General features: G+C 63.0%; 33 protein-coding genes and 1 tRNA gene. 14 read left to right on the forward strand and 20 right to left on the reverse strand.

Annotated features, from left to right (window positions below; genetic code table 11):
• Nucleotides 1–406: 406 nt before the first annotated feature.
• Together WA070_RS09755 and WA070_RS09760 are read right to left on the reverse strand one after the other, a co-directional pair.
• A tRNA-Gly gene (locus tag WA070_RS09755) sits at nt 407–481 on the reverse strand.
• 46 nt (nt 482–527) lie between these two features.
• Entirely contained in the window at nt 528–926 is a 399-nt protein-coding gene (locus tag WA070_RS09760; RefSeq protein WP_422633909.1) for a hypothetical protein, read from the reverse strand.
• On the opposite strand from WA070_RS09760, the gene paoA reads away from it, so the two are divergent.
• The 12 genes from paoA to WA070_RS09820 all read left to right on the forward strand — a co-directional run bounded on the left by paoA (nt 832) and on the right by WA070_RS09820 (nt 11,216).
• Nucleotides 832–1,434 carry an aldehyde dehydrogenase iron-sulfur subunit PaoA gene (paoA, locus tag WA070_RS09765; protein WP_422633895.1) on the forward strand — a complete coding sequence of 201 codons (603 nt, stop codon included), beginning with the start codon at nt 832–834 and terminating at the stop codon, nt 1,432–1,434. The two genes, WA070_RS09760 and paoA, sit on opposite strands and share 95 nt — an antisense overlap.
• Complete coding sequence (locus WA070_RS09770; protein WP_422633783.1) at nt 1,431–2,387, forward strand: FAD binding domain-containing protein; 957 nt, start codon at nt 1,431–1,433, stop codon at nt 2,385–2,387. Before paoA ends, WA070_RS09770 begins: the two co-directional genes overlap by 4 nt.
• A complete protein-coding gene (paoC, locus tag WA070_RS09775; protein ID WP_422633784.1) occupies nt 2,384–4,588 on the forward strand; it encodes an aldehyde oxidoreductase molybdenum-binding subunit PaoC in 2,205 nt (734 codons plus the stop codon). The genes WA070_RS09770 and paoC overlap by 4 nt, the downstream gene beginning before the upstream one ends.
• Before the next feature lie 18 nt (nt 4,589–4,606).
• The gene (locus tag WA070_RS09780; protein WP_422633896.1) at nt 4,607–5,272 is read left to right on the forward strand and encodes a nicotinate-nucleotide adenylyltransferase; all 666 of its coding nucleotides are present in this window, start codon (nt 4,607–4,609) and stop codon (nt 5,270–5,272) included.
• Between the two features lie 76 nt (nt 5,273–5,348).
• Nucleotides 5,349–5,738 (forward strand): ribosome silencing factor, encoded by a 390-nt coding sequence (gene rsfS, locus WA070_RS09785; RefSeq protein WP_422633785.1) that lies wholly within the window; start codon nt 5,349–5,351, stop codon nt 5,736–5,738.
• Between the two features lie 66 nt (nt 5,739–5,804).
• Nucleotides 5,805–6,227, forward strand: coding sequence for a 23S rRNA (pseudouridine(1915)-N(3))-methyltransferase RlmH (locus WA070_RS09790; RefSeq protein WP_422633786.1), 423 nt, complete (start codon nt 5,805–5,807; stop codon nt 6,225–6,227).
• 28 nt (nt 6,228–6,255) lie between these two features.
• Nucleotides 6,256–7,491 (forward strand): murein hydrolase activator EnvC family protein, encoded by a 1,236-nt coding sequence (locus tag WA070_RS09795; protein ID WP_422633897.1) that lies wholly within the window; start codon nt 6,256–6,258, stop codon nt 7,489–7,491.
• 117 nt (nt 7,492–7,608) lie between these two features.
• Nucleotides 7,609–8,961, forward strand: coding sequence for a S41 family peptidase (locus tag WA070_RS09800; protein WP_422633787.1), 1,353 nt, complete (start codon nt 7,609–7,611; stop codon nt 8,959–8,961).
• A gap of 145 nt (nt 8,962–9,106) precedes the next feature.
• A complete protein-coding gene (locus WA070_RS09805) occupies nt 9,107–9,592 on the forward strand; it encodes a disulfide bond formation protein B (protein WP_422633788.1) in 486 nt (161 codons plus the stop codon).
• Nucleotides 9,589–10,143: a demethoxyubiquinone hydroxylase family protein gene (locus WA070_RS09810; protein ID WP_422633789.1), complete on the forward strand. Its 555-nt coding sequence runs from the start codon at nt 9,589–9,591 to the stop codon at nt 10,141–10,143. The genes WA070_RS09805 and WA070_RS09810 overlap by 4 nt, the downstream gene beginning before the upstream one ends.
• Nucleotides 10,144–10,160: 17 nt before the next feature.
• The gene (locus tag WA070_RS09815) at nt 10,161–10,718 is read left to right on the forward strand and encodes a hypothetical protein (RefSeq protein ID WP_422633790.1); all 558 of its coding nucleotides are present in this window, start codon (nt 10,161–10,163) and stop codon (nt 10,716–10,718) included.
• Nucleotides 10,719–10,814: 96 nt separating this feature from the next.
• A complete protein-coding gene (locus tag WA070_RS09820; protein ID WP_422633791.1) occupies nt 10,815–11,216 on the forward strand; it encodes a hypothetical protein in 402 nt (133 codons plus the stop codon).
• Between the two features lie 6 nt (nt 11,217–11,222).
• On the opposite strand, the gene WA070_RS09825 is transcribed toward WA070_RS09820, so the two are convergent.
• From WA070_RS09825 to WA070_RS09875, 11 genes are all read right to left on the reverse strand, one after another.
• Complete coding sequence (locus tag WA070_RS09825; protein ID WP_422633792.1) at nt 11,223–11,378, reverse strand: hypothetical protein; 156 nt, start codon at nt 11,376–11,378, stop codon at nt 11,223–11,225.
• A gap of 90 nt (nt 11,379–11,468) precedes the next feature.
• On the reverse strand, nt 11,469–12,275 hold the full coding sequence (locus WA070_RS09830) for an SDR family NAD(P)-dependent oxidoreductase (protein WP_422633793.1): 807 nt from the start codon (nt 12,273–12,275) through the stop codon (nt 11,469–11,471).
• A 13-nt stretch (nt 12,276–12,288) separates the two neighbouring features.
• Nucleotides 12,289–12,651, reverse strand: a complete 363-nt coding sequence (locus tag WA070_RS09835; protein ID WP_422633794.1) for a HesB/IscA family protein — start codon at nt 12,649–12,651, stop codon at nt 12,289–12,291.
• A gap of 109 nt (nt 12,652–12,760) precedes the next feature.
• Nucleotides 12,761–13,222, reverse strand: a complete 462-nt coding sequence (locus WA070_RS09840) for an SUF system Fe-S cluster assembly protein (RefSeq protein ID WP_422633795.1) — start codon at nt 13,220–13,222, stop codon at nt 12,761–12,763.
• The gene (locus tag WA070_RS09845; protein WP_422633796.1) at nt 13,219–14,409 is read right to left on the reverse strand and encodes a cysteine desulfurase; all 1,191 of its coding nucleotides are present in this window, start codon (nt 14,407–14,409) and stop codon (nt 13,219–13,221) included. The genes WA070_RS09840 and WA070_RS09845 overlap by 4 nt, the downstream gene beginning before the upstream one ends.
• A 112-nt stretch (nt 14,410–14,521) precedes the next feature.
• Nucleotides 14,522–15,268 carry a SufD family Fe-S cluster assembly protein gene (locus WA070_RS09850; protein ID WP_422633797.1) on the reverse strand — a complete coding sequence of 249 codons (747 nt, stop codon included), beginning with the start codon at nt 15,266–15,268 and terminating at the stop codon, nt 14,522–14,524.
• Nucleotides 15,265–16,026, reverse strand: coding sequence for a Fe-S cluster assembly ATPase SufC (gene sufC / locus WA070_RS09855; protein ID WP_422633798.1), 762 nt, complete (start codon nt 16,024–16,026; stop codon nt 15,265–15,267). The genes WA070_RS09850 and sufC overlap by 4 nt, the downstream gene beginning before the upstream one ends.
• A 171-nt stretch (nt 16,027–16,197) precedes the next feature.
• Nucleotides 16,198–16,653, reverse strand: a complete 456-nt coding sequence (locus WA070_RS09860) for a hypothetical protein (protein ID WP_422633799.1) — start codon at nt 16,651–16,653, stop codon at nt 16,198–16,200.
• A 125-nt stretch (nt 16,654–16,778) separates the two neighbouring features.
• Nucleotides 16,779–18,263 (reverse strand): Fe-S cluster assembly protein SufB, encoded by a 1,485-nt coding sequence (gene sufB, locus WA070_RS09865; RefSeq protein ID WP_422633800.1) that lies wholly within the window; start codon nt 18,261–18,263, stop codon nt 16,779–16,781.
• Entirely contained in the window at nt 18,260–18,670 is a 411-nt protein-coding gene (locus WA070_RS09870) for an RrF2 family transcriptional regulator (RefSeq protein ID WP_422633801.1), read from the reverse strand. Before WA070_RS09870 ends, sufB begins: the two co-directional genes overlap by 4 nt.
• Before the next feature lie 100 nt (nt 18,671–18,770).
• A complete protein-coding gene (locus WA070_RS09875) occupies nt 18,771–19,715 on the reverse strand; it encodes a helix-turn-helix transcriptional regulator (RefSeq protein WP_422633802.1) in 945 nt (314 codons plus the stop codon).
• 350 nt (nt 19,716–20,065) lie between these two features.
• Here WA070_RS09875 and WA070_RS09880 point away from each other — a divergent pair, with 350 nt between their 5' ends.
• Nucleotides 20,066–21,109, forward strand: a complete 1,044-nt coding sequence (locus WA070_RS09880; RefSeq protein ID WP_422633803.1) for a quinone-dependent dihydroorotate dehydrogenase — start codon at nt 20,066–20,068, stop codon at nt 21,107–21,109.
• Between the two features lie 59 nt (nt 21,110–21,168).
• Nucleotides 21,169–22,866 carry a gamma-glutamyltransferase gene (ggt, locus tag WA070_RS09885; protein WP_422633804.1) on the forward strand — a complete coding sequence of 566 codons (1,698 nt, stop codon included), beginning with the start codon at nt 21,169–21,171 and terminating at the stop codon, nt 22,864–22,866.
• Between the two features lie 149 nt (nt 22,867–23,015).
• On the opposite strand, the gene WA070_RS09890 is transcribed toward ggt, so the two are convergent.
• From WA070_RS09890 to pspB, 7 genes are read right to left on the reverse strand one after another with little or no spacing between them, the layout of a single operon-like run.
• Nucleotides 23,016–23,510, reverse strand: a complete 495-nt coding sequence (locus WA070_RS09890; protein WP_422633805.1) for a hypothetical protein — start codon at nt 23,508–23,510, stop codon at nt 23,016–23,018.
• Nucleotides 23,511–23,559: 49 nt separating this feature from the next.
• Nucleotides 23,560–23,982, reverse strand: coding sequence for a SufE family protein (locus tag WA070_RS09895; protein WP_422633806.1), 423 nt, complete (start codon nt 23,980–23,982; stop codon nt 23,560–23,562).
• 60 nt (nt 23,983–24,042) lie between these two features.
• A complete protein-coding gene (locus WA070_RS09900) occupies nt 24,043–24,276 on the reverse strand; it encodes a hypothetical protein (RefSeq protein WP_422633807.1) in 234 nt (77 codons plus the stop codon).
• A 27-nt stretch (nt 24,277–24,303) separates the two neighbouring features.
• Nucleotides 24,304–24,555: a hypothetical protein gene (locus tag WA070_RS09905; RefSeq protein ID WP_422633808.1), complete on the reverse strand. Its 252-nt coding sequence runs from the start codon at nt 24,553–24,555 to the stop codon at nt 24,304–24,306.
• Between the two features lie 24 nt (nt 24,556–24,579).
• Nucleotides 24,580–24,870 carry a hypothetical protein gene (locus tag WA070_RS09910; RefSeq protein WP_422633809.1) on the reverse strand — a complete coding sequence of 97 codons (291 nt, stop codon included), beginning with the start codon at nt 24,868–24,870 and terminating at the stop codon, nt 24,580–24,582.
• Nucleotides 24,871–24,908: 38 nt separating this feature from the next.
• Nucleotides 24,909–25,289, reverse strand: a complete 381-nt coding sequence (gene pspC / locus WA070_RS09915) for an envelope stress response membrane protein PspC (protein WP_422633810.1) — start codon at nt 25,287–25,289, stop codon at nt 24,909–24,911.
• Between the two features lies 1 nt (nt 25,290).
• Nucleotides 25,291–25,557, reverse strand: a complete 267-nt coding sequence (gene pspB, locus WA070_RS09920; RefSeq protein ID WP_422633811.1) for an envelope stress response membrane protein PspB — start codon at nt 25,555–25,557, stop codon at nt 25,291–25,293.
• Nucleotide 25,558: the final 1 nt, after the last annotated feature.

Raw genomic sequence — 25,558 nt, forward strand, 5'->3', positions numbered from 1 at the left:
CCAAAACCAACATCCCGATCTCGCCGCCTGAAAATCCAGCCGGCTGCTTAAACCATCGAAATGAGGGGTCCCTTTTAGACGCCGATCACCCCGCTAACGGGGTCCTTTTTGCACGCCGATCCACACCATGGCATGAGGTGCCGACACGATCACTGCTTTTCAGCCGCTGGCAAAAGTCCGTCTCTTACCTCTTGTAACGCAGCAGCGAACCTTAACGCCCACCAGTTTGAATCAACGCCGAGTGCGAAATGCCAACGACAACCCGGCTACGCCAGACACCGCCAAATACCGCTACAGTTGCAAATTTGGTGGAGACAATGTGGAGACAGCGACCAATTTAAGGAGCTTTGTCTCCAACATTCTGATCGCATCACGCCCCAGAAACCATTGATCTTTCGATGATTTCTGGAGCGGGCGAAGGGATTCGAACCCTCGACCCCAACCTTGGCAAGGTTGTGCTCTACCCCTGAGCTACGCCCGCTCTGGCGGTCGGAGGATGTGTCCCTCTCGACGGGTGAGGCGGCCAACTAGCAGCGCTTTTGGGGATCGGCAAGAAAGAATCGCCGAGAATGCGAAATAACTTCATAGCCATTCGAGGAATGGCGGTTTTCAAAGGATTTAAGCCATTGGTGCAGTCGTGCCTGCCACTGCCGCGCAGTGCCGTCATGCGAAAATATTGCAGGATCGCGGCGTTCGCCCTTATGTTGGACACCGTCTGAACCGATCATTTTTCCAACGTCGGCGGATCGATTGCCGCTTCCCTTCGTATCACAGGCCATACAGGAGAAACGACCAGCCATGCCGTCCGACCAACTCAGCCGCCGCGGGCTTTTGCGTGGCAGCGCTGCGCTCGCTGCTTCGACGCAGGCGTTTTCTGCGGCAAGCGCCGCATCTGCGCCAGCGACCAAGACAAAAGGAGCGAGCATGATTCCCGTCGAATTGACCGTGAACGGACGCGAAACGCATTTGCAGATCGATCCGCGCACGACCTTGCTCGACGCGCTGCGCGAACATCTGCATCTGACCGGCACCAAAAAGGGTTGCGATCACGGCCAGTGCGGGGCCTGCACTGTCATTGTCGAAGGGCGACGGATCAACAGCTGCCTGACGCTGGCGGTCATGCATGATGGGGAGAAGGTGACGACGATCGAAGGTCTGGGCACGACCGATGCCCTGCACCCGATGCAGCGCGCGTTCATCACGCACGATGGCTATCAGTGCGGCTATTGCACGCCGGGGCAGATTTGTTCGGCGGTCGCGGTACTGGACGAGATCAAGGCGGGAATCCCCAGCCATGTAACCGCCGATCTGGATAAGATCATCCTGTCGGACGCGGAATTGCAGGAACGAATGAGTGGCAACATCTGTCGCTGCGCCGCCTATCCTAACATCATCGCCGCCATCAACGATGTCGTGGAAGGGGCAAAAGCATGAAGCCTTTCGTCTATAGCCGCGCAACGAGCGTGGAGGATGCCGCCCGCACGGCCGGAACGGTGCAGGGCGCACGTTTCATCGCTGGCGGCACCAATTTACTGGATCTGATGAAGCATCAGATCGAAACGCCGACGCATCTGATCGATGTCAACCATCTGGGGCTGGACCGGATCGAAAAGACGCCTGAAGGCGGTCTGCGCATCGGCGCTCTGGTGCGCAATACAGACCTTGCCGCCGACATGATCGTGCGCAGCGACTATGCCGTGCTGAGCCGGGCGCTGCTGGCTGGCGCATCGGGCCAGTTGCGGAACAAGGCGACGACGGCGGGCAATCTGCTGCAACGCACCCGCTGCCCTTATTTCTACGATACGCGGATGCCCTGCAACAAGCGCAAGCCCGGCAGCGGATGCGGCGCGATCGGCGGCATGAGCCGCAATCTGGCGATATTGGGCGTCAGCGACGCCTGCATCGCCCAGCATCCCTCGGACATGGCCGTGGCGATGCGCCTGCTGGATGCGCAGGTCGATACGACGGGTGTCGATGGGGCAAGACGGTCCATCCCCATCGCCGATTTCCATCTCCTGCCCGGTGAGACGCCGCATATCGAAAGCGCGCTGAAACCGGGCGAAATCATCACGTCGGTCACGCTGCCCAAGCCCATCGGCGGCACCCATGTCTATCGGAAAGTGCGCGACCGGGCGTCTTACGCCTTCGCACTGGTGTCGGTGGCGGCGGTGTTCGATCGCAAGGGCGGCGCACGCTTCGCCTTTGGCGGCATCGGCGCAAAGCCATGGCGGACGCAGGCAGCCGACGCGGCTGGAAAATCCGGCGCGAAAGCGGTGGCTCAGGCAACGCTGGAAGGCGCACGCACCACCCATCACAATGCATTCAAGACCGTGCTGGTTGAACGGACGCTGGCGTCCATCTACCGCCAGAAGGAGGCACGGGCATGAAGTTCGATACGCCAGCGGGCATCAACCCGATCGACAAGGGTCGCGTCATCGGCCTGCCCCATGACCGCCTCGATGGCCCGGCCAAAGTCACCGGATCGGCCCCCTATGCCTATGAACGGCATGATGCGGCCCCCAATGCCGCCTATGGCTGGATCGTGGGTTCCGCCATTGCCAAGGGCAAGATCGCAGCCATGGATCTGCGCGCGGCCGAGGCAGCGCCGGGCGTATTGGGCATCGTGACGCATGCCAATGCGGGCAAACTGGCCAAGGGCAATAATAACACCGCGCATCTGCTGGGCGGGCCAGACATCGAACATTATGAGCAGGCGCTGGCGCTGGTCATTGCCGACACGCTGGAAAATGCGCGTGACGCGGCCAGGCTGGTGCATATCGATTACACGGTACAGGACGGCAAATTCGATCTGGCCGCCGAACGCCTGAACGGCGCGATCCCGCCATCGGGCTTTGGCGGTCCCGCCGATACCAAGGTCGGCGATTTCGACGGTGCCTTTGCCAAGGCGGCGGTGAAGGTCGATCAGAATTACACCACGCCCGATCAAAGCCATGCGATGATGGAGCCACATGCCACCACTGCCGCATGGAATGGCGACAGGCTGACTTTGTGGACATCGAACCAGATGATCGCGTGGGGCGTCGGCGAAGTAGCCAAGACGCTGGGCATCCCCAAAGCCAATGTGCGGCTGGTATCGCCCTATATCGGTGGCGGTTTCGGGGCCAAGCTGTTCGTGCGTGCCGATGCTCTGCTGGCGGCACTGGGGGCCAAGGCGGTCGGTCGCCCGGTCAAGGTAGCGATTGCGCGTCCGCAAATCCCCAACAACACCACCCATCGCCCCGCTACGATCCAGCGCATTCGCATCGGCGCGGACAAGGACGGCATCATCGACGCGATCGGCCATGAAGTCTGGTCGGGCGACCTGCCCGGCGGCGGACCGGAAACGGCGGCGATGCAGACGCGACTACTGTATCGGGGCGGCAACCGCATGACGGCACACCGGCTGGCGACGCTGGACCTGCCCGAAGGCAATGCGATGCGCGCGCCGGGCGAGGCGGTCGGCCTGCTGGCGCTCGAAGTGGCGATGGACGAACTGGCCGAAGCCTGCGGCGTCGATCCTGTCGAGCTGCGTATCCGCAACGATGTGCAATATGACCCGGAAGCAGGGACGCAGCGCCCCTTTTCCAGCCGCAAGATGGTCGAATGTATGCGCGCTGGCGCGGATCGTTTCGGCTGGAACAAGCGCAAGGCGAAGCCGGGTCAGGTGCGCGACGGCCGCTGGCTGGTCGGCATGGGTGTCGCGACCGCCTTCCGCAACAATATGGTCATGAAGTCAGGTGCGCGGATCGGTGTTAATGCGCAGGGGGGCGTGATCGTCGAAACCGACATGACCGACATCGGCACCGGCAGCTATACGATCATCGGACAGACTGCTGCGGAAATGCTGGGCGTCGATCTGAAACAGGTCGTCGTCAAACTGGGCGATAGCCGTTTCCCCGCATCCGCCGGGTCGGGCGGTCAATGGGGCGCGAACAGTTCGACGGCGGGCGTCTATGCCGCTGCGATGGCGTTGCGCGCGAAGCTGGCGGAAAAGGCGGGCTATCCCGCCGATCAGGCACAGTTTGAGGACGGCCTGATCCGGCATGAAAACAAGTCGCAGACGCTGGCGGCGCTGGCAGGGCGCGAAGGCGTGTGGGCCGAAGACAGCATGGACTATGGCGATCTCGACAAACGCTTTGCGCAGGCGACGTTCGGCGCGCATTTCTGCGAAGTGGGCGTCGATATCGACACCGCCGAAATCCGCATCCGTCGTATGGGCGGCGCATTTGCCGCCGGGCGTATCCTCAACCCCAAATCCGCGCGCAGCCAGGTGATCGGCGCGATGACCATGGGCGTGGGCGCGGCGTTGATGGAATCGCTGGACGTCGATACCCGGTTCGGTCTCTTCATCAATCACGACATGGCCGAATATGTCGTGCCCGTACATGCCGACATCCCGGAGCAGGACGTGCTTTTCATCGACGAACTGGACGATAAAAGTTCGCCGATGAAAGCGAAGGGTGTCGGCGAACTGGGCATTTGCGGCGCGGGTGCGGCGGTGGCCAATGCGATCTATAACGCGACCGGCATCCGCTTGCGCGATTATCCGCTGACCATCGACAAATTGCTGAAGGCGCAGGCGGCCTGATGGAAGGACGGGGGCTGGATTGCAGCCCCCCATCGCACATGGCATGAGACGGGCATGAAACGCATCGGCCTGCTCGGCGGCTCCTTCAATCCCGCCCATGGCGGCCATCGCGCGATATCCCTGTTTGCGATGGAAGCGCTGAACCTGGACGAAGTGTGGTGGCTGGTGTCACCGGGCAATCCGCTCAAACCGCGTAAGGGCATGGCGCCGCTCAAGGCGCGGGTCGCGCGTGCGGGCAAGGTCGCGCGCCGCGCACCGATTCGCGTGACCGCGATCGAATCGCGCCTGCAAACGCGATACACGGTCGATACACTGCGCGCGATTCAGCGAACATATGCGCGCAATCGCTTCATCTGGTTGATGGGCGCGGACAATCTGGCCCAGTTTTCCGCGTGGAAAGACTGGCGCGGCATCGCGCGACAGATACCCATTGCCGTGATCGCCCGTCCGGGTTATGATAGTCAGGCTTATGGCTCTGCGGCCATGAGTTGGCTGCGGCGCTTCGTCCGGCCCGCGCGCCAGAGTGCAGACTGGACGAATTGGAGAGTTCCGGCGCTTGTGCTTTTGCGCTTCCGCCCTGATCCAAGATCGGCAACCCTGCTCCGGCAGGCGGACCCCCTTTGGCATCGCGAATATGTTGAAAGCTGCGTGCGCGACAGGCTCACGCGGCGGTTGATCGTTTAAAGCGTTTTCCGATAGGTCATGCAGACAGGCAGGCCACCGGCTCGAAATGCGGCAACGAAGAAAGATTGGAGTTTTTTTGACCAGACCCGCCCCTGCCAACGACACGGCGTCCAACGCCGATTCAGTGGCCGCCCTGCACGCCCTCGTCATGCAATCGTTAGACGATGACCAGGCACAGGAAACCATCTCTATCCCGCTGGAAGGCAAGAGCAGCATCGCCGATCATATGGTGATCGCCAGCGGCCGTTCGTCGCGTCAGGTCGCGGCCATCGCCCAGCATCTGGCCGAACGGATCAAGAAGGAAACCGGCCGTTCGGCACGGGTCGAAGGCCTGCCGGTCGCCGACTGGGTCCTGATCGACGCGGGCGACGTGATCGTCCATCTGTTCAAGCCGGAAGTGCGCAGCTTCTACAATCTGGAACGGATGTGGGGCTTTGTCGATGCACCGGTGGCAGGCAACGCCTGACGCCTGCGGCTGAAACCTTCGCTCGATCCTTCGACAGCGGCGCGATGATGCGTTAGAGGCGCATCCATGCTCCTCCACATCATCGCGCGCGGGAAGATCGGACGGTCGCCAGAAGCCGATCTGCTCGATCGCTACGTCAAGCGCCTGACCATGCCGCACAAGATCACCGAAATGCCCGATCGCGGCGGCAAGCTGCCCCCTGCTGGTCCCGGCACCGTCACCGTGATGCTGGACGAAAAGGGCAAGCAACTCGGATCGCTGGACTTTGCCCGCCGTATCGAGGGCTGGCGCGACGCCGGTACTCGCGAATGTCGCTTCCTGATCGGCGCGGCGGATGGCTTCGATGACGCGGAACGGGCCAATGCCGACCTGCTGATCGCCTTTGGCGCGATGACATGGCCGCATATGATGGCGCGGGCGATGCTGGCCGAACAATTGTGGCGGGCCTGCTCCATCCTTGCCAACCACCCCTATCATCGCGAAGGATGAGCGTGGGCGGACGGGATATGCCATCGCAATGACGCGTGCAGGGATCAGGGCAGCGATGCTGGCAGGGGCGATGACCCTGATGGCCGCGCGCCTGATCGCCGCCGACGACCGCACGCTCATCCTGTCCGGCACCGCTGGCACCACGCTGGCGCAGGAACAGGCCGCCCTGAAGGCCGCGCGCAAACAATCTGAAGAAGCGCGTGACCGATCCGCCCGGCTGGAAAGCCAGGCCAGCGCCGCGCGCGACGAGGCCGAACAGGCGCGCCGACAGGCCGCCGCCACCGCCGCGCGCATCCAGCAGGCGGAAGCGGATATTCAGGCTGCACAAGCCCGCATCGCCATCATCGCCCGGATGCAGCGGGCGCAGGCCGCCCGCCTCTCTGCCCGGCAGGAGCCGGTCGTCCGCCTGACCGCCGCGCTCCAGATGATCGCCCGCCGCCCACTGGCGATGGCGCTGGTACAACCCGGATCGGTCAACGATGCGGTGCATATGCGCGCCGTGCTGGACCAGATATTGCCGGTGATCCGCCAGCGCACCGTCGGCTTGCGCGCCGAACTGGACCGCAGCCGCGCGCTTCGGGCAACGGCGCAGCAGGCTGCCGACGCACTGGCCCGCGCGCAAGCTGACCGGCAGGAACGACAAGCGGCGCTGGCCATGCTCGAAACACGCAAGCGCCTCGCAGCGCGCGATTATCGCACGACCGCGGGCATGGAAAGCGAACGCGCACTGGCTCTGGGCGAGCAGGCGCGCGACATCGTGGACCTGATGGACCGGCTGGAGCAGGCGGGCGACCTGCGCGAACAATTGGCCGTCCTCCCCGGCCCCCTGCTGCGTCCCGCCCGCCCCGATCAGGTCGCGACACCACCAACCGAGCGCGACACCCTGTCCAGCGGCCCGCCGCCATACCGCCTGCCCGTCATGGGCCAGCTCGTCACCGGCATGGGCGAGGTCAATGACGGGGGCGTGCGGTCGCGCGGCCTGACGCTGGTGACGCAGCCGGGCGCGCAAGCCGTGGCGCCCACGGCGGGCCGCATCGTCTTTGCCGGGCTTTATCGCGGCTATGGGCAGATATTGATTATCGACCATGGTCAGGGCTGGACGACACTGCTGACCGGCCTGCACCGCGTGACCGCACAGGTCGGCGACAGCGTGCGGCAGGGCGACCCGATCGGTATCACGGGGCAAGGGCGCGCGACCGTGACGATCGAATTGCGCCGCAATGGCAGACCCGTTGACATCGTGCCGCTGGTAGGATCGATGTGACGTGCGGCACGTTAACCCGACGCTCATCGCTCATAGACAACATTGGTCGAACCGCCTTTTGCGTCGGACCGCGAATCGGATTATGATGGAACGCAGATGCCGGAATCAAGGACAGCCATGAAATCGACCTTCCTCCAGGGCGCACTCGCGCTTGGGGCGCTTGCGCTCATTCCTGTTACCACCGCAGCGCTCGCCGATGGGGAAGCGTCGAGCTACAAGGCGCTCGATGAATTCATGGACGTGTTCCAGAAAGTGCGCACCGATTATGTCGAGAAAGTCGATGATGAAAAGCTGATCAAGGGCGCGATCGACGGCATGCTGGCCAGCCTCGATCCGCACAGCAGCTTCCTGGACGCGCGCGATTTCCAGAATCTACGCACCCAGACCGAAGGCAATTATGGTGGCCTCGGCCTGTCCGTCACGCAGGAGGATGGCGCGGTCAAGGTGATCGCCCCGACGCAGGATACCCCCGCATGGCGCGCGGGGATCAAGGCGGGCGACTATATCACCCATCTGGACGGCCAGTTGATCTATGGCGGCACGCTCGACGAAGCGGTCGACAAGATGCGCGGTGCGCCGGGCACCACCATAAAGATCACCATAGTGCGCGCCGGTCGCGACAAGCCGATCGACATGACCCTGACGCGCGAGATCATTCAGCTCAAGCCCGTCAAATGGGAAGTGAAGAATAATATCGGCGTCATCAATATCGTCAGCTTCTCCGCCAACACCGGGGCCGACGTGCGGCAGGCGATCCGCAGCATCGACAAGAGCCTGGGCCATCGGCCGACCGGCTACATCCTCGACCTGCGTTCCAACCCCGGCGGCTTGCTGGATGAAGCGGTCTCGGTCAGCGACACCTTCCTGGAACGCGGTGAAATCGTGTCGCAACGCGGCCGCACCAAGGGCGATGTCGAACGCTATTATGCCAAGCCCGGCGACGACGCCAAGGGGCTGCCGATCATCGTGCTGGTCGATGCCGGGTCCGCATCCGCATCCGAAATCGTCGCAGGCGCCTTGCAGGATCAGCATCGCGCGCTGGTGATGGGCGAACGCAGCTTTGGTAAAGGCAGCGTGCAGACCATGCTGCCGCTCAGCAACACTACCGCGCTCAAGCTGACAACGGCACGCTATTATACACCATCGGGCCGGTCGGTGCAGGAAGGGGGCATCCAGCCCGACATCCGCGTGCCGCAACTGTCCGACCCCGATTACAAGAACCGCCCGAAATATCGCGAAAGCGACCTGCGCCGCCATCTGATCAACGAGATCAAGGCGGACGACAAGGTGCTGGAGGAAGACAGCAAGGACGATCCACGCTTCGTCCTGTCTGCCGAGGATCTCAAGAAGAAGGGTGTCGAGGACTTCCAGCTCGACTATGCGCTCAAGACGATCGCGCGCCTGGCCGGAACGCCCGGAGCAACGATCGCCCAGACACAGGTCGCGGCGCGTAAGCCGGGAGCGAAATAGGAGCGCACCGTGTTCCCGCGCAGGCGGGAACCCAGATCAAGCGGCGGGACTGGGTTCCCGCCTGCGCGGGAACACGGTGTAATTACTTCGCCGCCCGGTCAAGTTCAGCATGACGAAAGGGTCCGGGGCGTCTAAGCTCAGGGCGATGACGAAACTCCCCCTCGCCCGCACGCTTGCGTTGCTGATCCCTGTCGTCTTGCTGGGCGGCGCTTATATCTCCCAATATATCGGCGGCCTGCACCCCTGCGACATGTGCTGGTGGCAGCGTTATCCGCATATGGTGGCGATCCCCCTGGCCCTACTGGCGTTCGCAACAAAAGAGCGCCCCGGAACGAGCGCAACCTTCACAACCCTCGCCGCCATCGCCATCGCCATCAGCGGCGGTATCGGGCTGTTCCACGCCGGGGTCGAATATGGATGGTGGGAAGGGTTGACCACCTGTTCCACCACGCCGTCAGGCGGCAATCCTGCGGATATATTGAACCAGATCATGGCGACGCCCGTGATCCGCTGCGACGTCGCGCCCTGGACCCTGCTGGGCATATCGCTGGCGGGCTATAACGGTATCTTGTCGGTCAGCGGCGCAATAGCCATCTTGACGCTGTTGGCTGGCAAAGGACGCCGCGCATGAGTGTATCGAACGACTTCCCCCGCCCCGGCCGCCGCGTGACCGGCGACGCGCGCGACGCGATGGTGCGCGTCGATCAGGCTGGCGAGTTCGGGGCTACCCGCATCTACGCCGGACAACTGGCCGTAATGGGTGACAGGCACCCTTATGGCCGCCTGATTGCTGGCATGGCGGCGCAGGAGGAGCGGCATCGCATTGCGTTCGACGCCATGATGACCCGACGCAGCGTCCGTCCGACAGCGCTCGCGCCGATCTGGAACGTGGCGGGTTTCGCGCTGGGCGCCGTTACGGCGGCGATGGGACCAAAGGCGGCGATGGCCTGTACTGCCGCGATCGAAACCGAGATCGATCGGCACTATGCGCATCAACTGGACGCATTGGGCAAAGACGACCCGGAACTCTCCACCGCCATCGCGGATTTTCAGGCAGAAGAAGTCGAACATCGCGACGCCGCACTGGCGCATGGCGCGGAGCAGGCTCCCGCCTATCCGCTCTTGTCCGGCGCGATCCGGCTGGGATGCCGCGCTGCCATCGCGCTGTCGAAACATATTTGATTAAGGAACGAGCGACGATGACACACCCGATGATCGCCAAAGCCCTCGCCATCGGGTTGATGATGGGCGCGAGCGTCCCCGCGCTGGCGCAGCAGGCAAGCGCGCCGACGGCCGTTGCCGGTCCCAGCAATGAAAAGATCAATCTCGTGATCGTCTATGGCGAGGACGCGTGCCCGCAAAGTCAGGGCGACGACATCGTCGTCTGCGCGCGCAAGGGCGAAGAAGAGCGCTATCGTATCCCCGAACCGCTGCGTGGCAATCCCAATGAACCGAGCAAGCAGGCCTGGGGCGAGCGCGTAAGGTCGATGGAATATATCGGGCGCAGCGGGACGGAAAGCTGCTCGCCGGTTGGCAGCGGCGGTGCGACCGGTTGCTTTGCCCAACTCTCCCGCCTTGCCAAGGCGGAGCGACAGGCGCTGGATAATGCCAGCTGGAAGGATCTGGTCGAGGCTGAGCGTACAAAACGCCTGTCCACGATCGATTCCGACAGCGACAAGATCGAGGCACGCGTGAAGGCTGAAGAAAAGGCGGCGGCGCAGCAACAGCCCACTGCCACTACCCCCGGCCAGCCCTGACGGAAAGCTACGCCGTCTGGCGTCATGATATTATGATATGGCCGGGGCAATGGGCCGCCCCGGTTCCACCACAGGGGACATGAAGGAACTGATCCGATGCGGCGCTCTGTCGTACTGCCCCTTATCGGCCTGATGCTGGCCCCGCTTCTGCCGTCCTCCGCGCTGGCACAGACGCAGCCGCCGCCGGAGCGGATCATTAACCTGCTGGTCTATGGTGACGATCCCTGTCCGCAAAGCCAGGGCGACGACATCGTCGTGTGCGCACGCAAGCCCGAAGCGGAACGCTATCGCATCCCCAAGAAATTGCGCGAAAAGCCAGCTGTTTCCGGCGGTCCCGGCTGGGGCAGTCAGGTCGCGACCATGGAACAGGTGCAGCGCCAGACCCTGCCCGGCAGTTGCAGCGCGATCGGCAGCAACGGCTTTACCGGCTGCGCGGCGCAGCGGTTGCAACAATGGTTCGCCGAACGGAGGATGCAGGAATCCAAGGGCGAACCGTAAGGCTGGTTAGCGACGCATGCCCGGCTGATACATACGCTTGGCCGCATTGACCTTGTCGATCAGGCTGACCAGCGGTTCGGGCGAACTGATCGTCCGGCCCGGCATCGAAATGGCATCCATCCGCTGGCTCAAGGCGTAAAAAGCGTGGTCGATGCGGTCCATCGGATTGTTCCCAAAGCATGTGATGCCTCGTCATCGGACCTTCGTGGTTAAGGAAGCGTAAGCAACGCCCCCGCTTTGCGCCGAACCGAATCAGATCGCAGGCGACAAACAGGCAGACAGGCCTTCGCGATAGGTGGGATAGCGGAGCGACCAGCCCAGCAGCCGCTTTGCCCGGCCGTTCGCAACGCGGCGATTTTCGGCATAGAAACCGCGCGCCATCGGCGACAGCGCCGCCTGCTCCAATGTCTGAACCGGCGGATAGGGCAGCGCGAGCAGATCGCAGGCAGCTTCGATGACGCTATTCTGCGCGCAGGGCAGGTCGTCGGCCAGATTATACACGCCCGGCGGTCCGTCGAACGACGCCATGATGCCGGACACGATGTCATCCGCATGCACCCGGCTGAACACCTGCCCCGGCAGGTCGATACGATGCGCTTTTCCCTCACGCACGCGGTCCAGAGCGGATCGACCGGGACCATAAATGCCGGGCAAGCGAAAGCGCCTGACATCGGCCCGTAGTTCGCCCCAGTCCGCATCGGCCTGCGTCCGCGCCGTGCGGCGGCCCACGCCGATCGGGCTGGCTTCGTCCACCCAAGCGCCGCCTGCGTCGCCATAAACGCCAGTGGAGGACAGATAGCCGGTCCACAGCGCATGCGCAGCGGCTATGGCGGGACCGTAGCGGAGCAGCACCGGATCGACTTCGCCCTCTGGCGGGACGGAGGAGAGGATATGGGTCGCCTGCATGATCGCGACCTGCACAGACGACGCATCGTCAAAGGCCAGGCTGTCGCCATCGGCCGCGCGGCGGATGCCGGTCACGCGCCATTCCTTCGCCCGCAGACGATCGGCCAGCCGTCCAGCCGTATAACCCATGCCGAAAATCAGCAGATGGGGCATCAATGCCCGCCGGTCAGACCGTGAAACTTTCGCCGCACCCGCAACTGCCCTTGGCATTGGGATTGTTGAACACGAACCCGGCGGTGAAATCATCTTCCACCCAGTCCATCGTCGATCCGATCAGATACAGCACCGACCCGCCATCGATATAAAGAACGCCGCCGGGGGTTTCGATCTTCTCGTCGAACTTCACTTCCTGCGTCACATAATCGACCGAATAGGCAAGGCCGGAACAGCCGCGCTTGGGCGTCGACAGTTTGACCCCGATCGCGCCTTCAGGCGCGGCAGCCATCAACTCGGCAATGCGCGCCTGCGAAGAGGGCGTCAGGATGACGGCGGCGGGACGCGCGCGGGTTTTGGTCTGGACGTCTGTCATTCTCATGATCTCCTCCCCTCCCTTTAGGGAGGGGTTGGGGGAGGGTGTGTCGGATAAGAGGAACGTTACAGCCCCTCCCCTGCCCCCTCCCTAAAGGGAGGGGAAAATATTATAGCATGCCCAGTTCCAACTTGGCCTCATCGCTCATCTTCTGCGGATCCCATGGCGGGTCCCAGACGAGATTGACCTCGGCATCGCCCACGCCCGGCACCGCGCCGACGCGCAATTCGATTTCGCCCGGCATGGATTCAGCCACCGGACAATGCGGCGTCGTCAGCGTCATGGTGACGACGACATGGCCTTCATTGACATCCACGCCATAGATCAGGCCCAGATCGTAGATATTGACTGGGATTTCCGGGTCGTAAATCTCCTTGAGAGCCTCGATCACTGCTTCATACAGGTCGCCGCCCGGTTCGCCGACGGGCGTCTCCACCGGCTTTTGCGTCAGGAACCCATCGAGGTAGTCGCGCTGGCGTGACACAGGAGCGATCGGCTCCACGCGCGCCTTGGGCGGCGCTGCCACGGCATCGACTTCCTGCGTCATGATCTTATGGTCTTCGCTGCTCATCCGAAGATCTTCCTTACCCGTTCTATGCCTTTGACCAGCGCGTCCACGTCGCTCTGATCGCTGTAAATGCCAAAGCTGGCCCGCGCGGTCGCTTCGACGCCCAGATGCCGCATCAGCGGCTGGGCGCAATGATGCCCGGCCCGGATCGCGACGCCGGTTTCGTCCAATATGGTGCCGACGTCATGCGGATGCACCCCCCCGACTTCGAAAGACAGGATACCCGCGCTATCGTCCGGCCCGAACAGCCGCACGCTATTGAGGTTGCCGAGCGCATCGCGCGCACTGGCGACCAGCGCACATTCATGCGCGTGGATCGCATCCAGCCCATGGCCCTGCACATAATCGATCGCCGCCGACAGACCCACGACGCCGGTGATATGCGGCGTTCCCGCTTCGAACCGGGTCGGCGCGGGCGCGTAGGTCGTCTTTTCGAACGTCACCTTGTCGATCATCGACCCGCCACCCTGATAGGGCGGCATGGCGTCGAGCAGTTCGCCCCGCCCCCACAGCACGCCGATGCCGGTCGGGCCGTAGAGTTTGTGCGCGGAAAAGACGTAGAAATCGCAATCGAGCGCCTGAACATCGACCGCCAGACGCGGCACCGCTTGGCACCCGTCGATCAATATCTTTGCGCCGACCATATGGGCGATGTCGGCGGCGCGGCGGCAATCGAGCACGCTGCCGAGCACGTTCGACACATGGGCCAGCGCCACCATCCGGTGCTTTGGTGTAATCATCGCGCGCATCGCGTCGAGATCGATTTTGCCGTCGCCGGTGAGCGGCACGACGTCGATCGCCGCGCCGACCTTCTCCGCCGCCATCTGCCATGGCACGATATTGCTGTGATGCTCCAGCGTGGAGAGCAGGATGCGGTCGCCCGCCTTCAACTGTTCCCCGGCCCAGCATTGCGCGACCAGATTGATCCCCTCGGTCGCGCCGCGTACATAGACGATCTCGCTATCCGACGACGCGCCGATGAACGTCGCAACCTTGCGCCGCGCCTCTTCATAGGCGAGCGTCATGTTCGCCGACCGTTCATAGACGCCGCGATGCACAGTCGCATAATCGGGGCCATAGGCCCGCGCGATCGCGTCAATCACAGCACGCGGCTTCTGCGCCGTGGCTGCGCTGTCGAGATAATGCCAGTCGCCAACACCGGGGAAATCGTGGCGCAGGGAAAGCGTCATACCATCCTCCCCTGCAAGGGGAGGTGGCAGCGCGCAGCGCTGACGGAGGGGTGTCCCCCTATCGAGAGGGCAACACCCCTCCACCACTTGCAGGGGAGGATTTTGGCGTATGTCATACCAGCGCCTCCAGCTTGGCGATCGCCGCAGCTTCCAGCGCATCCTTCACCGCCTCATCCGCCACGCCGTCGAACACGCCCGCCACGAAGGAGCGCAGCAGCAGAGTCTTGGCCGTTGCCGGGTCCATGCCGCGCGACGCCATGTAGAACAGCGCCGCCTTGTCCAGCTCGCCCACGGTCGCGCCATGCGCGCATTTCACGTCGTCGGCGTAGATTTCCAGTTCGGGCTTGGCATTCGCCGTCGCGGTGCGATCCAGCAGCATCGCCTTGACCGACTGAAACGCGTCGGTGCGTTGCGCATCGCGGGCCACGCGGATCGCGCCCAGATAGCTGCCGGTCGCGCGCTGGCCCAGGATCGATCGGATCGTCTGGCCACTGGTCGCGTCGGGCTGCGCATGCGTGACCGACGTGATGATTTCCAGCACCTGATCCCCGCCGCCCAAAATCGCGCCGCCCAGTTCGAAATGCGCGCCCCGACCCAATGTCACGTCCAGCGTCACGCGGCCGAATTTGCCGCCGATGTTCAGCACATGAAAATCGCACCGCGCCCCATCACCCACTGTGATGACATAGTCATGCACCGCCACCGTCCCGTCAGCCGCATCCTGCAACAGATGATGGTGCGCGCCGTCGCCCGCCGCCACGTCGATGCGCGTGGGCGCAGGCAACGGCCAGATCGACGCGACAGCCTCCACATCGCTATAGCGCCAGGCTTCGTCCTTGCGGGTGGGAAGGGCGTTCACGCCGCCGCCGCCTCGGTCCCGACGACCTCTGCATAGCCTTCGCGTTCCAGTTCGAGCGCCAGTTCGGGGCCACCCGACTTCACGATCCGCCCGCCCGCCAGCACATGGACATAGTCCGGCTTCACATAATCGAGCAGCCGCTGATAATGGGTGATCAGCAGCACGGCCTTGTCGGGCTTGCGCATGATCGCGTTGATGCCTGCGCCCACGATCTTGAGCGCGTCGATGTCGAGGCCGCTATCGGTCTCGTCCAGAATCGCCAGCTTGGGATCGAGAATGCCCATCTGCACCATTTCCGCGCGCTTCTTTTCGCCGCCCGAAAAGCCGACATTCACCGGCCGCTTGAGCATGTCCATGTCCAGGCCGAGCAGCCCGGCCTTGTCCTTGGCCAGACGGATGAACTCGCCACCGTTCAGTTCCTTTTCGCCGCGCGCGCGCTTCTGGCTGTTCAGGCTTTCGCGCAGAAATTGCAGGTTGGACACGCCGGGGATTTCGACGGGATATTGGAATCCCAGGAAAAGCCCCGCCGCCGCGCGCTCATGCGGGTCGAGCGTGAACAAGTCCACACCGTCGAATGTCGCGCTGCCCCCCGTCACCTCATAACCGGGCCGACCGCCCAGCGTATAGGCCAGCGTCGACTTGCCCGCACCGTTAGGCCCCATGATCGCATGGATTTCCCCCGCGTTGATGGTCAGCGACAGACCCTTAAGGATTGCCTTGCCGTCGATTTCATTGGTCAGGTCGGTAATATTAAGCATGGATCATTCCCGGCAGTGCGGCGTGAAAATTCATCCTCCCCTGCAAGGGGAGGTGTCGGGCCGAAGGCCAGATGGAGGGGTGTCGCGCTCTCGATAGGGCGACACCCCTCCACCACGTCGTGGTCCCCCTCCCCTTGCAGGGGAGGATTGAGGAGGTGCGCCACATCAGCCCTATCCCTTATGCGCGCGTTCGAGCGTGCGTGCGGTCCAGAAGGCCATGTCGCGCACGTCGCCGGGCGCGGGGAACAGCGTATCGATGTGGCGCTTGACCGGCATATAGGGCCACCAGTCGGCCTCGCCTTCGGGCGGACCTTTCTCCAGCAACGCCACGACAAATTCGCTCACCGGACCCATGCGGGCCAGGTTGGGCGCCTTGGCCTTATGGAACGCCTTGTCCTTTCCCAGCTTCTCGGTCATCGCCGCATCGGCTTTTTGCAGAGTTTCGCGGCTGGTTGCCTCATAGGCGTCGAGATCGCCAAACTCCGCACGCGCACGTGGCTCCAGCTCGCCCTCTTCCAACTCATAATCCTCGGTCAGGATACGGATCGCGGCGGTCCATGACTGGCCATTGCCGACATCCTCCGCAAAATCCGCGAGGGCATCCTGAATATCGTCTTCGTCGCTCAAGTCTCAGTCCTCTTAGCTCTCAATTTCCATTCGTCACCCCGGACCTGATCCGGGGTATCGCTGCCTTCTGCCGTCACGCGCAAAAAGCGGGATGCCAGATCAAATCCGGCGTGACGTGGCAGGGGTCACCCCACCGACCCTTCCAGCGAAATCCCCAGCAACTTCTGCGCTTCGACGGCAAACTCCATCGGCAGTTGCTGCAACACTTCCCGCGCAAAGCCGTTCACGATCAGGCCAACGGCGCTTTCCTGATCCAGCCCACGCTGCATCGCATAGAACAACTGATCGTCGGAAATCTTCGACGTCGTCGCCTCATGCTCGATCTGCGCGCTGGGATTGCGCACCTCGATATAGGGCACGGTATGCGCGCCGCACTGGTCGCCCAGCAGCAGGCTGTCGCATTGGGTGAAATTCCGTACCCCCTCCGCCCCCGGCGCCACGCGTACCAGCCCACGATAGGTGTTGTTGCTCCGCCCGGCCGAAATCCCCTTGGACACGATGGTCGATCGCGTGCCCTTGCCATTGTGAATCATCTTGGTGCCGGTGTCGGCCTGTTGCATATTGTTGGTCAGCGCGACGGAATAAAACTCCCCGACGCTGTTCTCGCCATTCAGCACGCAGGACGGATATTTCCATGTGATCGCGGACCCGGTTTCCACCTGCGTCCACGACACCTTGCTGTTCTTCCCCTGACACAAGGCGCGCTTGGTCACGAAATTATAGATGCCGCCCTTGCCGTCCGCATCGCCGGGATACCAGTTCTGGACGGTCGAATATTTGATCTCCGCATCGTCCAGCGCCACCAGTTCCACGACGGCGGCGTGCAACTGATTTTCGTCGCGCATCGGCGCCGTGCAGCCTTCAAGGTAGGAGACATAGCTCCCCTCGTCTGCGACGATCAACGTCCGTTCGAACTGCCCGGTATTTTCCGCGTTGATGCGGAAGTAAGTGGACAATTCCATCGGGCACCGCACGCCTTTGGGAATGTAAACGAACGTCCCGTCGGAAAAGACCGCGCAGTTCAAAGTGGCGAAGTAGTTGTCGTGCATTGGCACGATCCTGCCCATCCACTTCTGAACCAGCTCCGGATATTCGCGCACCGCCTCGCTGATCGAGCGGAAGATGACGCCCGCTTCTTCCAGTTCCTTGCGGAAGGTGGTGGCCACGCTGACGCTATCGAACACGGCGTCCACCGCGATCCGGCGGCTGCCCTTCACCCCGGCCAGCATCTCCTGCTCGGCGATGGGAATGCCCAGCTTCTTGTAAGTCGCCAGAATTTCAGGATCGACCTGATCGAGCGAATCCAGCTCCACCTTCTTCTTCGGCTCGGCGTAATAATAGGCGTCCTGATAGTCGATCGGCGGCACGTTCAGCTTCGCCCAGTCAGGCGGGGTCATCGTCTTCCACATGGCAAACGCCTTCAGCCGCCAGTCGAGCAGCCATTGCGGCTCCTTCTTCTTGGCGGAGATGTAGCGGACCGTATCCTCGTTCAGCCCCTTGGGCGCGAAGTCCTGCTCGATGTCCGACGACCAGCCATGTTCGTAGGTGGAGGCACGGTCGGCGGCCTCCTGCGCTTCGCGGTTGCGGATCGTCGTCGTTTCTTCGGTCATGCCATTTCTCGTGTCAGGCTGGCGATCGTCACACCGGCAAGGGCGGCGCGGATCGCTTCATTGGCGACGTTCATATGCGGGCGGATACGGCAATCGGTTTCCAGATTGCAATCATGCGCACCGCTTTCGGCGCAGGCGGTCATGGCGATCGGCCCTTCGACTGCTTCGACCACATCGGCGAGCGTGATCGTGGCGGGCGGGCGCGACAGGCGCACGCCCCCGCCCGTGCCACGGCTGGATTCGAGCAGCCCGGCGGCCGACAAGCGGCTCACCAGTTTCTGCGCAGTGGGCAGCGGGATACCAGTTTCGGCGGCCAGCGTGGTCGCGTTCATGCGAACGCCGCCGCAATGGCGCGCAGCAGCAGCCATCAGCACGACCGCATAGTCAGCGAAACTCGATAATTTCATATCAATTGCGAACCATTCTCAAATCGGACTGATTCCATCCGATTGGACGCATGTGGTCGCGCACGATCGCTAAATCAAGGTTTTTCTGCCCAACCTGGCCTTAACTCAGCCGGTTGAGCACGGCCACATCGCCACCCAGCGACCGGCGCATCAGCGTGAGTTGCGCCACGGCAGACGGTTCGGTCTGCAACTGATGCGGGGTCAGGCCGATGAAATGCTTGATCTCTCGAATGAAGTGCGACTGGTCATAGAAACCGGCCTCTTCGCATAATTGCTGCCAGCTTTCCTGGTCCAGCGCGATCCGCGCCGAACACCGCAGCGCGCGATATTTGCGCGCCAGCAATTTGGGCGGCGCGCCATAATATTTGTTGGTCAGTCGAGCCAGTTGGCGCGGCGACAGGCCCGTCGCCTCCGCCAGCACTTCGATCCGTGGCGATCCGTCACCCATCAGCCAGGCATCGACCGCCGCCAGCAAATCCCACGTCGCTGGCCGCAACACACTGATAAGACCGCCCATCGTGCGCCAGCACCGGGCCGCCATCGCGTCCATGTCCGCTTCGTCCGTCGCGCGCAGATCAAGCAGCAGCCGGGCATAGATCTCGCCCTGTGCCGCCTCCATATCGCACAGCCGATCAGCCATCCCGCTGGCGTCATCGCCATGGAGCGCCAGCCACCCTGCTGGCAGAAGAGAAATGCCCAGCACGCGCGATGGACGATTCAGTTCAAACCGTGTCGCGCCCATTGTCGGTCCCAACAGGCAGACGTCCGGCGTCGCCATCACCGCGCCATCGTGAAAATGATAGGATCCGCCACCCGCCACCATGAAGCGCAACTGCGGCACATCCGCGCGGGTCACATCGGCATAGTAATCCGCCGAAACGGTGAAATAATAAAGTGCCCCGAAATATTGCCTCAGATGTTCGGGCGGCGCGCAATATTGCAACCGAACCGGTCCCTGACCGGCGGCCACGGTATAGGATAGCGGACCCCGCCCATCCGGCAGGGCTACAACGCCACCCAGCACATCATTATGATGCGACCCCATATTTTTTTCACCCCAGTCAACCACTAAGCGGCAATGCGAGGCCTAGGCAAGAGGGATGGTTAACGATGCGGTATAATTATACCACTGATAAGCCGGGCAAAAAAATGACCCGACAGTTTCCACTGCCGGGTCAGGAAAAGGTCTCTTCAGCTATGGGCGTCAGAGCCTTCGGGTCGCAAGACTTCCTTACGCCTGATTCGGTGATATTTTATTGGACGGATCGGACATTGATGGGATGTGAACGGTCCCAAATGGCGCAATATACGTCATGAAGTTGCGTATCATGGCGATTGTGGCGCTTGGGCAACAGCGACTCGACGGAGGGCTGCGTCGCTGGCATAGCCCCGGCCATGTCCTATCGCCTGATCCGCCCGCTCCTTTTTGCTCTGGACGCCGAACGCGCCCACCATCTGTCGATCGCCGCCCTGCGGATGATGCCGACGCCCGCGCCCGCGCCGCACGACCCGATGCTGGCCAGTATGGTGGCGGGCATTGCCTTTCCCAACCCCGTCGGGCTGGCGGCGGGCTATGACAAGGAAGGGCGCGTCGCGCACAAGATGTACGGGCTGGGCTTTGGCTTTGCGGAACTGGGCACGCTGACGCCCCTGGCGCAGCCGGGCAATCCCCACCCCCGCCTGTTCCGGCTGGTGGAGGACCGGGCGGTCATCAACCGGTTCGGCTTCAACAATGGCGGGCAGGGCGCGGCCGCAGACCGCATCGCGCGATACCGGCGGCCGACAGGGCAAGGCCCGGTGATCGGCATCAATATTGGCGCGAACAAGGATGCCACCGACCGGGTGGCCGACTATGTGACGGGGGTGCGATGCATGGCGCCGCTGGCCGATTATCTGACCGTCAACATATCCTCTCCCAACACGCCGGGGCTGCGCGCGCTGCAGGATCGTGCGGCGCTGGACCAGTTGCTGGGCGCAGTGATGGCGGCGCGGGGGCACGACGCCACGCCCATCTTCCTCAAGGTCGCGCCCGATCTGGAACCGGCCGATGTCGATGATATTGCCGCCGCCTGCCTGGACCACCGCATCGATGCGCTGATCGTGTCCAACACCACGATCGGCCGCCCTGCGCTGCGATCCGCCCATGCGCGTGAAACGGGCGGACTGTCGGGTGCGCCATTGCATGACCTGTCGCTGGCGCGGCTGAAGGATTTTCGCAGGCTGCTGGGAACGCGATTGCCGCTGATCGGCGTGGGCGGCATCGCCAATGCGGATCAGGCCTATGCCCGCATCCGTGCAGGCGCTTCGCTGGTGCAGCTTTACAGCGCGCTGGTCTATGAAGGGCCGTATCTCGCCCGTCGGATCAACGCGGGGCTAAAGGTGCTGATGACGCGCGACGGCGTGGCGAATATCGCCGATCTGGTCGGCGTGGACGCCTGAAGCGCTGCGCACGCGGGAGAAAATCTTGCGAAGCGCGGTACACGGCTTATGGATGTGACATGATCCTACGCCTGTCCGGCCTGCTGGCCCCCTTTGCCCTGCTGACCCTTTCCAATCCGGCTACAGCGCGCGTGCCGGTATCGACCAATGCCACCGTGTCCGCCGCCGATCCGCGCGCGGCGCAGGCCGGGCAGGAGATTTTGCGCAAGGGCGGCAGCGCGACCGACGCGGCGATCGCAATGATGCTGACACTCAACGTGGTCGAACCGCATAATAGCGGCATCGGCGGTGGCGGCTTCCTGCTGCATCATGACGGCAAAAGCGGCGTGCTGGAAACCATCGACGGGCGCGAAACGGCACCGGCTGCGGCACGGCCGGACCGGTTCGTGGGACCGGACGGCAAGCCCCTGTCCTTCCGCAACGCATGGCCGGGCGGCTATTCGGTCGGCGTGCCGGGCAATGTGCGCTTGGCGTGGGACGCCCATAAAAAATGGGGCAAGCTGCCCTGGGCCGACCTGTTCCAGCCCGCGATCCGCGCCGCGCAGGACGGATATGAAGTGCGCCAGCGGCTCGACACCGCGATGAAGGCCGTGGCCGACGTGTGGGCCGACTTCCCAGACATCCAGCGCTATTTCTGGATCGACGGCAAGCCCGCGCCAATGGGCACGATCCTGAAAAACCCGCCGCTGGCCGCCCTGTTCAAACGCATCGCGGCGGAGGGACCGGACGCTTTCTACAAGGGCGAACAGGCCCGCCTCATGGCGCAGACGGTAACGAACGCGCCCAAAAATCCCGTGCCGATGACGGAGGCGGACATCGCCGCCTACAAGGCGCAGCCACGCAAGCCAGTCTGCGGCATATATCGCATCTACAAGATATGCGGCATGGGGCCAGCGTCCGGCGGCGGCGTCACCGTGCTGGAAATATTGGGCATGGTCGAACGCTTCCCGCTCAAACAATGGGGCAAGGATGATGTGCGATCCTGGCATGTCATCGGCGAAGCGATGCAACTGGCCTATGCCGATCGCGAAACATGGCTGGGCGATCCGGCCTTCGTCAACGTGCCGGTCGCGGGGATGATCGACCCGGCCTATCTGAAAAAGCGGTCGGCCCTGATTCGGGAGAATAAGGCGCTCAACGACTATAAGCCCGGCACGCCCAAGGGCGCGCAGCCGCGCACCGCCAGCCTGCCCCAGCCGGAATCGGGCACGAGCCATTTCCTTGCGGTGGACAAGAACGGCGACATCGCCGCATGGACATCCACGATCGAGAGCTTTTTCGGCAGCCAGCTCGTCGCGGGCGGCGTCATATTGAACAATGAACTCACCGATTTCAGCTTCACGCCCGAAAAAAACGGCGCGCCCGTCGCCAACCGGGTGGAGCCGGGCAAGCGCCCCCTCTCCTCCATGTCTCCCACCATCGTTTATGACGCGGCAGGCACGCCGATCTTCACCGTGGGCGCGGCAGGCGGCAAGACGATCATCATGCAGGTGGCCAAGGCGCTGATCGCCCATTTCGACTGGGGACTTTCGGCGCAGGATTCGATCGCGCACGGCCTCATCTTCTTCAATGGCGACGGGCTGGTGCTGGAACAGGGCACATCGCTGGAGGCGATGAAGGCGCCGCTGGAAAAGCTGGGCCACCGGGTCAGCATCAACCGCATGGGCCTCAAAGCCAATGCCGCCGAGCGCATGCCCGACGGCCACTGGCAGGGCGCAGCCGATCCGCGCAGTCCGGGCGTTTCGTTGCAGGAATGACGCCGAGGCTGGCTACCCCCTCCGTTCGTTTCGAGCCTAGTCGAGAAACCAGACATAGCGCTGCCTACTTCTCGACCTTGGCCTGTCCTGAGCGCCTGACATAGCAGGCAGTCGAAGGGCTCGAAGCGAACGGATAGGTTTGGAACGCCTCACACCATCAGCTTGAGATCGGCCACGTTGAACGTGAACGGCGCGGTCTTGTCCTTTGCGCCGATGACCAGATCGACGTTGACGCTTTTCGCATCGCGGATCGCGTCATAGGCACCCTGCGACGGCAGGATGGTGATGCCGTCCTTATTCTGCGTCATCCGGCCCTTCCATTCATGGCGCTTGCCATCGTCGGTGGTCGCGCTGACGTGGCAATCCGACATGTCGCAACTGAACGGTGCACCGACCAGCTTGATCGTCACGTCCGCCGCACCTTTGCCCACCGGCTGCACCAGCAGGACGGAAAAGGTATCGGGCGCAGTCAGGGTCGCAACCGTATTGGCGCTGCCGATATAGGCGACCTTGGCCTTTTCGCCCTCTCCGCCTTCATATTTCCAGCTTTGGCCGATCTGTTCGCGCTGCGTAGGTTCTTTCGATTCCTGCGAACAGGCGGCCAGCAATGCCGTCGCGGCCAGAAACAGGGGTATGCGCTTCATAATAGTCTCCTCGTCGGGAGATGAACGCAGCAGCTTGATCGAGGTTTCGTTATGCGTAGCGCGCAGCGGTATCGCGGATCAGCGCGATCATGTTGGGAATGCCCTGCGTGCGGTTGGAACTCAACTGATTGCGCAGGTCGAACGGGGCCAGCGCACCCTCTATGTCCGTTGCGCCGATCTGCGCGGGCGGGCCGTCCTGCACCGTCAACAGCACCAGCGCGATGATCCCCTTGGTGATCGCGGCATTGCTGTCGGCCAGGAAATGCAGCCGACCATCCTCTAACACCGTTGGATAGACCCACACCGCCGCCGAACACCCCCGCACCAGCGTCGCGTCCGTCTTGAGCGCGTCGGGCATGGGTTCCAGCCCACGGCCCAGGTCGATCAGCAACCGGTAACGGTCGTCCGCATCGAGAAATTCATATTCTTCCTGAAGGTCGGCAAGCACGGGCTGGTCAGTCATGCCCGCCATATAGGCCGCTTTGCGCAAACCGGAACCCCCGTTCGCCTCGTCCCCACCGGGACGCAGCGCTTAAAGATCGACACCCGCCGCGATCGCTTCCAGCTTGCGGATGCGTTCCTTGAGGTCGGCCACCTCGATCCGCGCAGCGGCAGATGGCGGGGCGGCCTGTTCGACATGGCGGGACAGTTCAGCCCGCTTCAAGTCCAGCCAGCCGTTCCAGCCGCGCAGCCCCGCCATGGCGACGATGGCGATGGCGGCCAGCGCCGTGGTCGCCAATGTAAGATAGAAAATAGGGTCTTGCATATCAGCCTCCCTGCCTCGTCGGTCGCGTCAGTCGCGGTTCCGAAGTTTATCGAATTCCCGGTCCAGCGCGGTCGAACTGTCCGTCGCCAGCCGCTCCAGCACGGCGACGCGCTCCTTCAGACCCTTCACCTCGGCCCGCAGCCGCTCGGCTTCCGGGTCGGATCCGCGCTGGATGACCTCTTCGCCCTTGTCGCGGCGCACGACACCATATTTGGCGCGCAGGACGCTGGCGATGGCAGTGATCGCGATGATGGCGACCACCATTTCAAACGGATTCATCTCTTATCTCCCCTTGCCCGGCGTTCAGCGCAGCGCGTCGATTTCGCGCGCGGTGCGGGTGGCAGGATCGGTGGCGATCCTTTCCAGCACGGCGATACGGTCCTCAAGGCGGCTGATTCGGCCCACCAGCTTCTCGTTTTCGCCTGAAAGCAGGTCGATTTTTCGACCGGCGTCGGGATCGGTTCGATGAACGCTATTCCCGTTATCGTCCGTCAATGGATAGCCATGCTTCACGCGAAGCCATGTGGTGATGATCCAGGCGCCCATGGACAGGGCGATGATGGCGATAATAAAATTCGGTCCTGCAAAGCTCATGATCTCTGGCTCCCTCTAACCCTGCACCTTGATCCCGTTCAGCGCAGGCTGTCGATCTCGTCGGCCAGGCGCGTGTTGCGGCTGGTATAATAGATTTCGATGTCGGCCAGACGGCGGTCGATGTCGCGGAACTTGGACCGGACGTCGCGGGTGGAGCGCGCTGGATTGGTGCGCACGCCCTGCCAGAATTTTTCATCGTCCCGGTCCGAATACAGGCCCTGCGGCTTGTTATCGGCGAAATAGGCGGCGGCGACATAGGCGATCAGCGTCCAGGGGAAAGCCCCCATCAGCGTGACCAGCACCGCGCCGACCCGAACCCAGACCACGTCGATCCCGGTATAGTCGGCAATGCCGGCGCACACGCCCGACCATTTGCCATTGGCTTTGTCGAGATAGAATTTTGTACGGCGAGCGCTCATGTCAGTTCCTCCGGTCGAAGGTCAGGTCGTCCGGTTCCTGCGACCGGTGCGGGCGGAAATCGGGATTGTCGGCGGCGACGATCCGTTCGACCGTCATCAACCTTTCTTCCAGACGGCGGGCGAGAAGGTGGAGGTCGTCCAGCAGCTTCTCATCCTCGTCCGTGATCTTGGGCGCCTGCTTCCACTTGGTCACATAGTGGAAGATCAGCCACGGCATGCCGATGAACAACATGCCGCAGACGATGACGGGCAGGAAAACCTCTTCCATC

The organism is Sphingobium sp. (assembly GCF_049304695.1).
GTDB lineage: Bacteria > Pseudomonadota > Alphaproteobacteria > Sphingomonadales > Sphingomonadaceae > Sphingobium.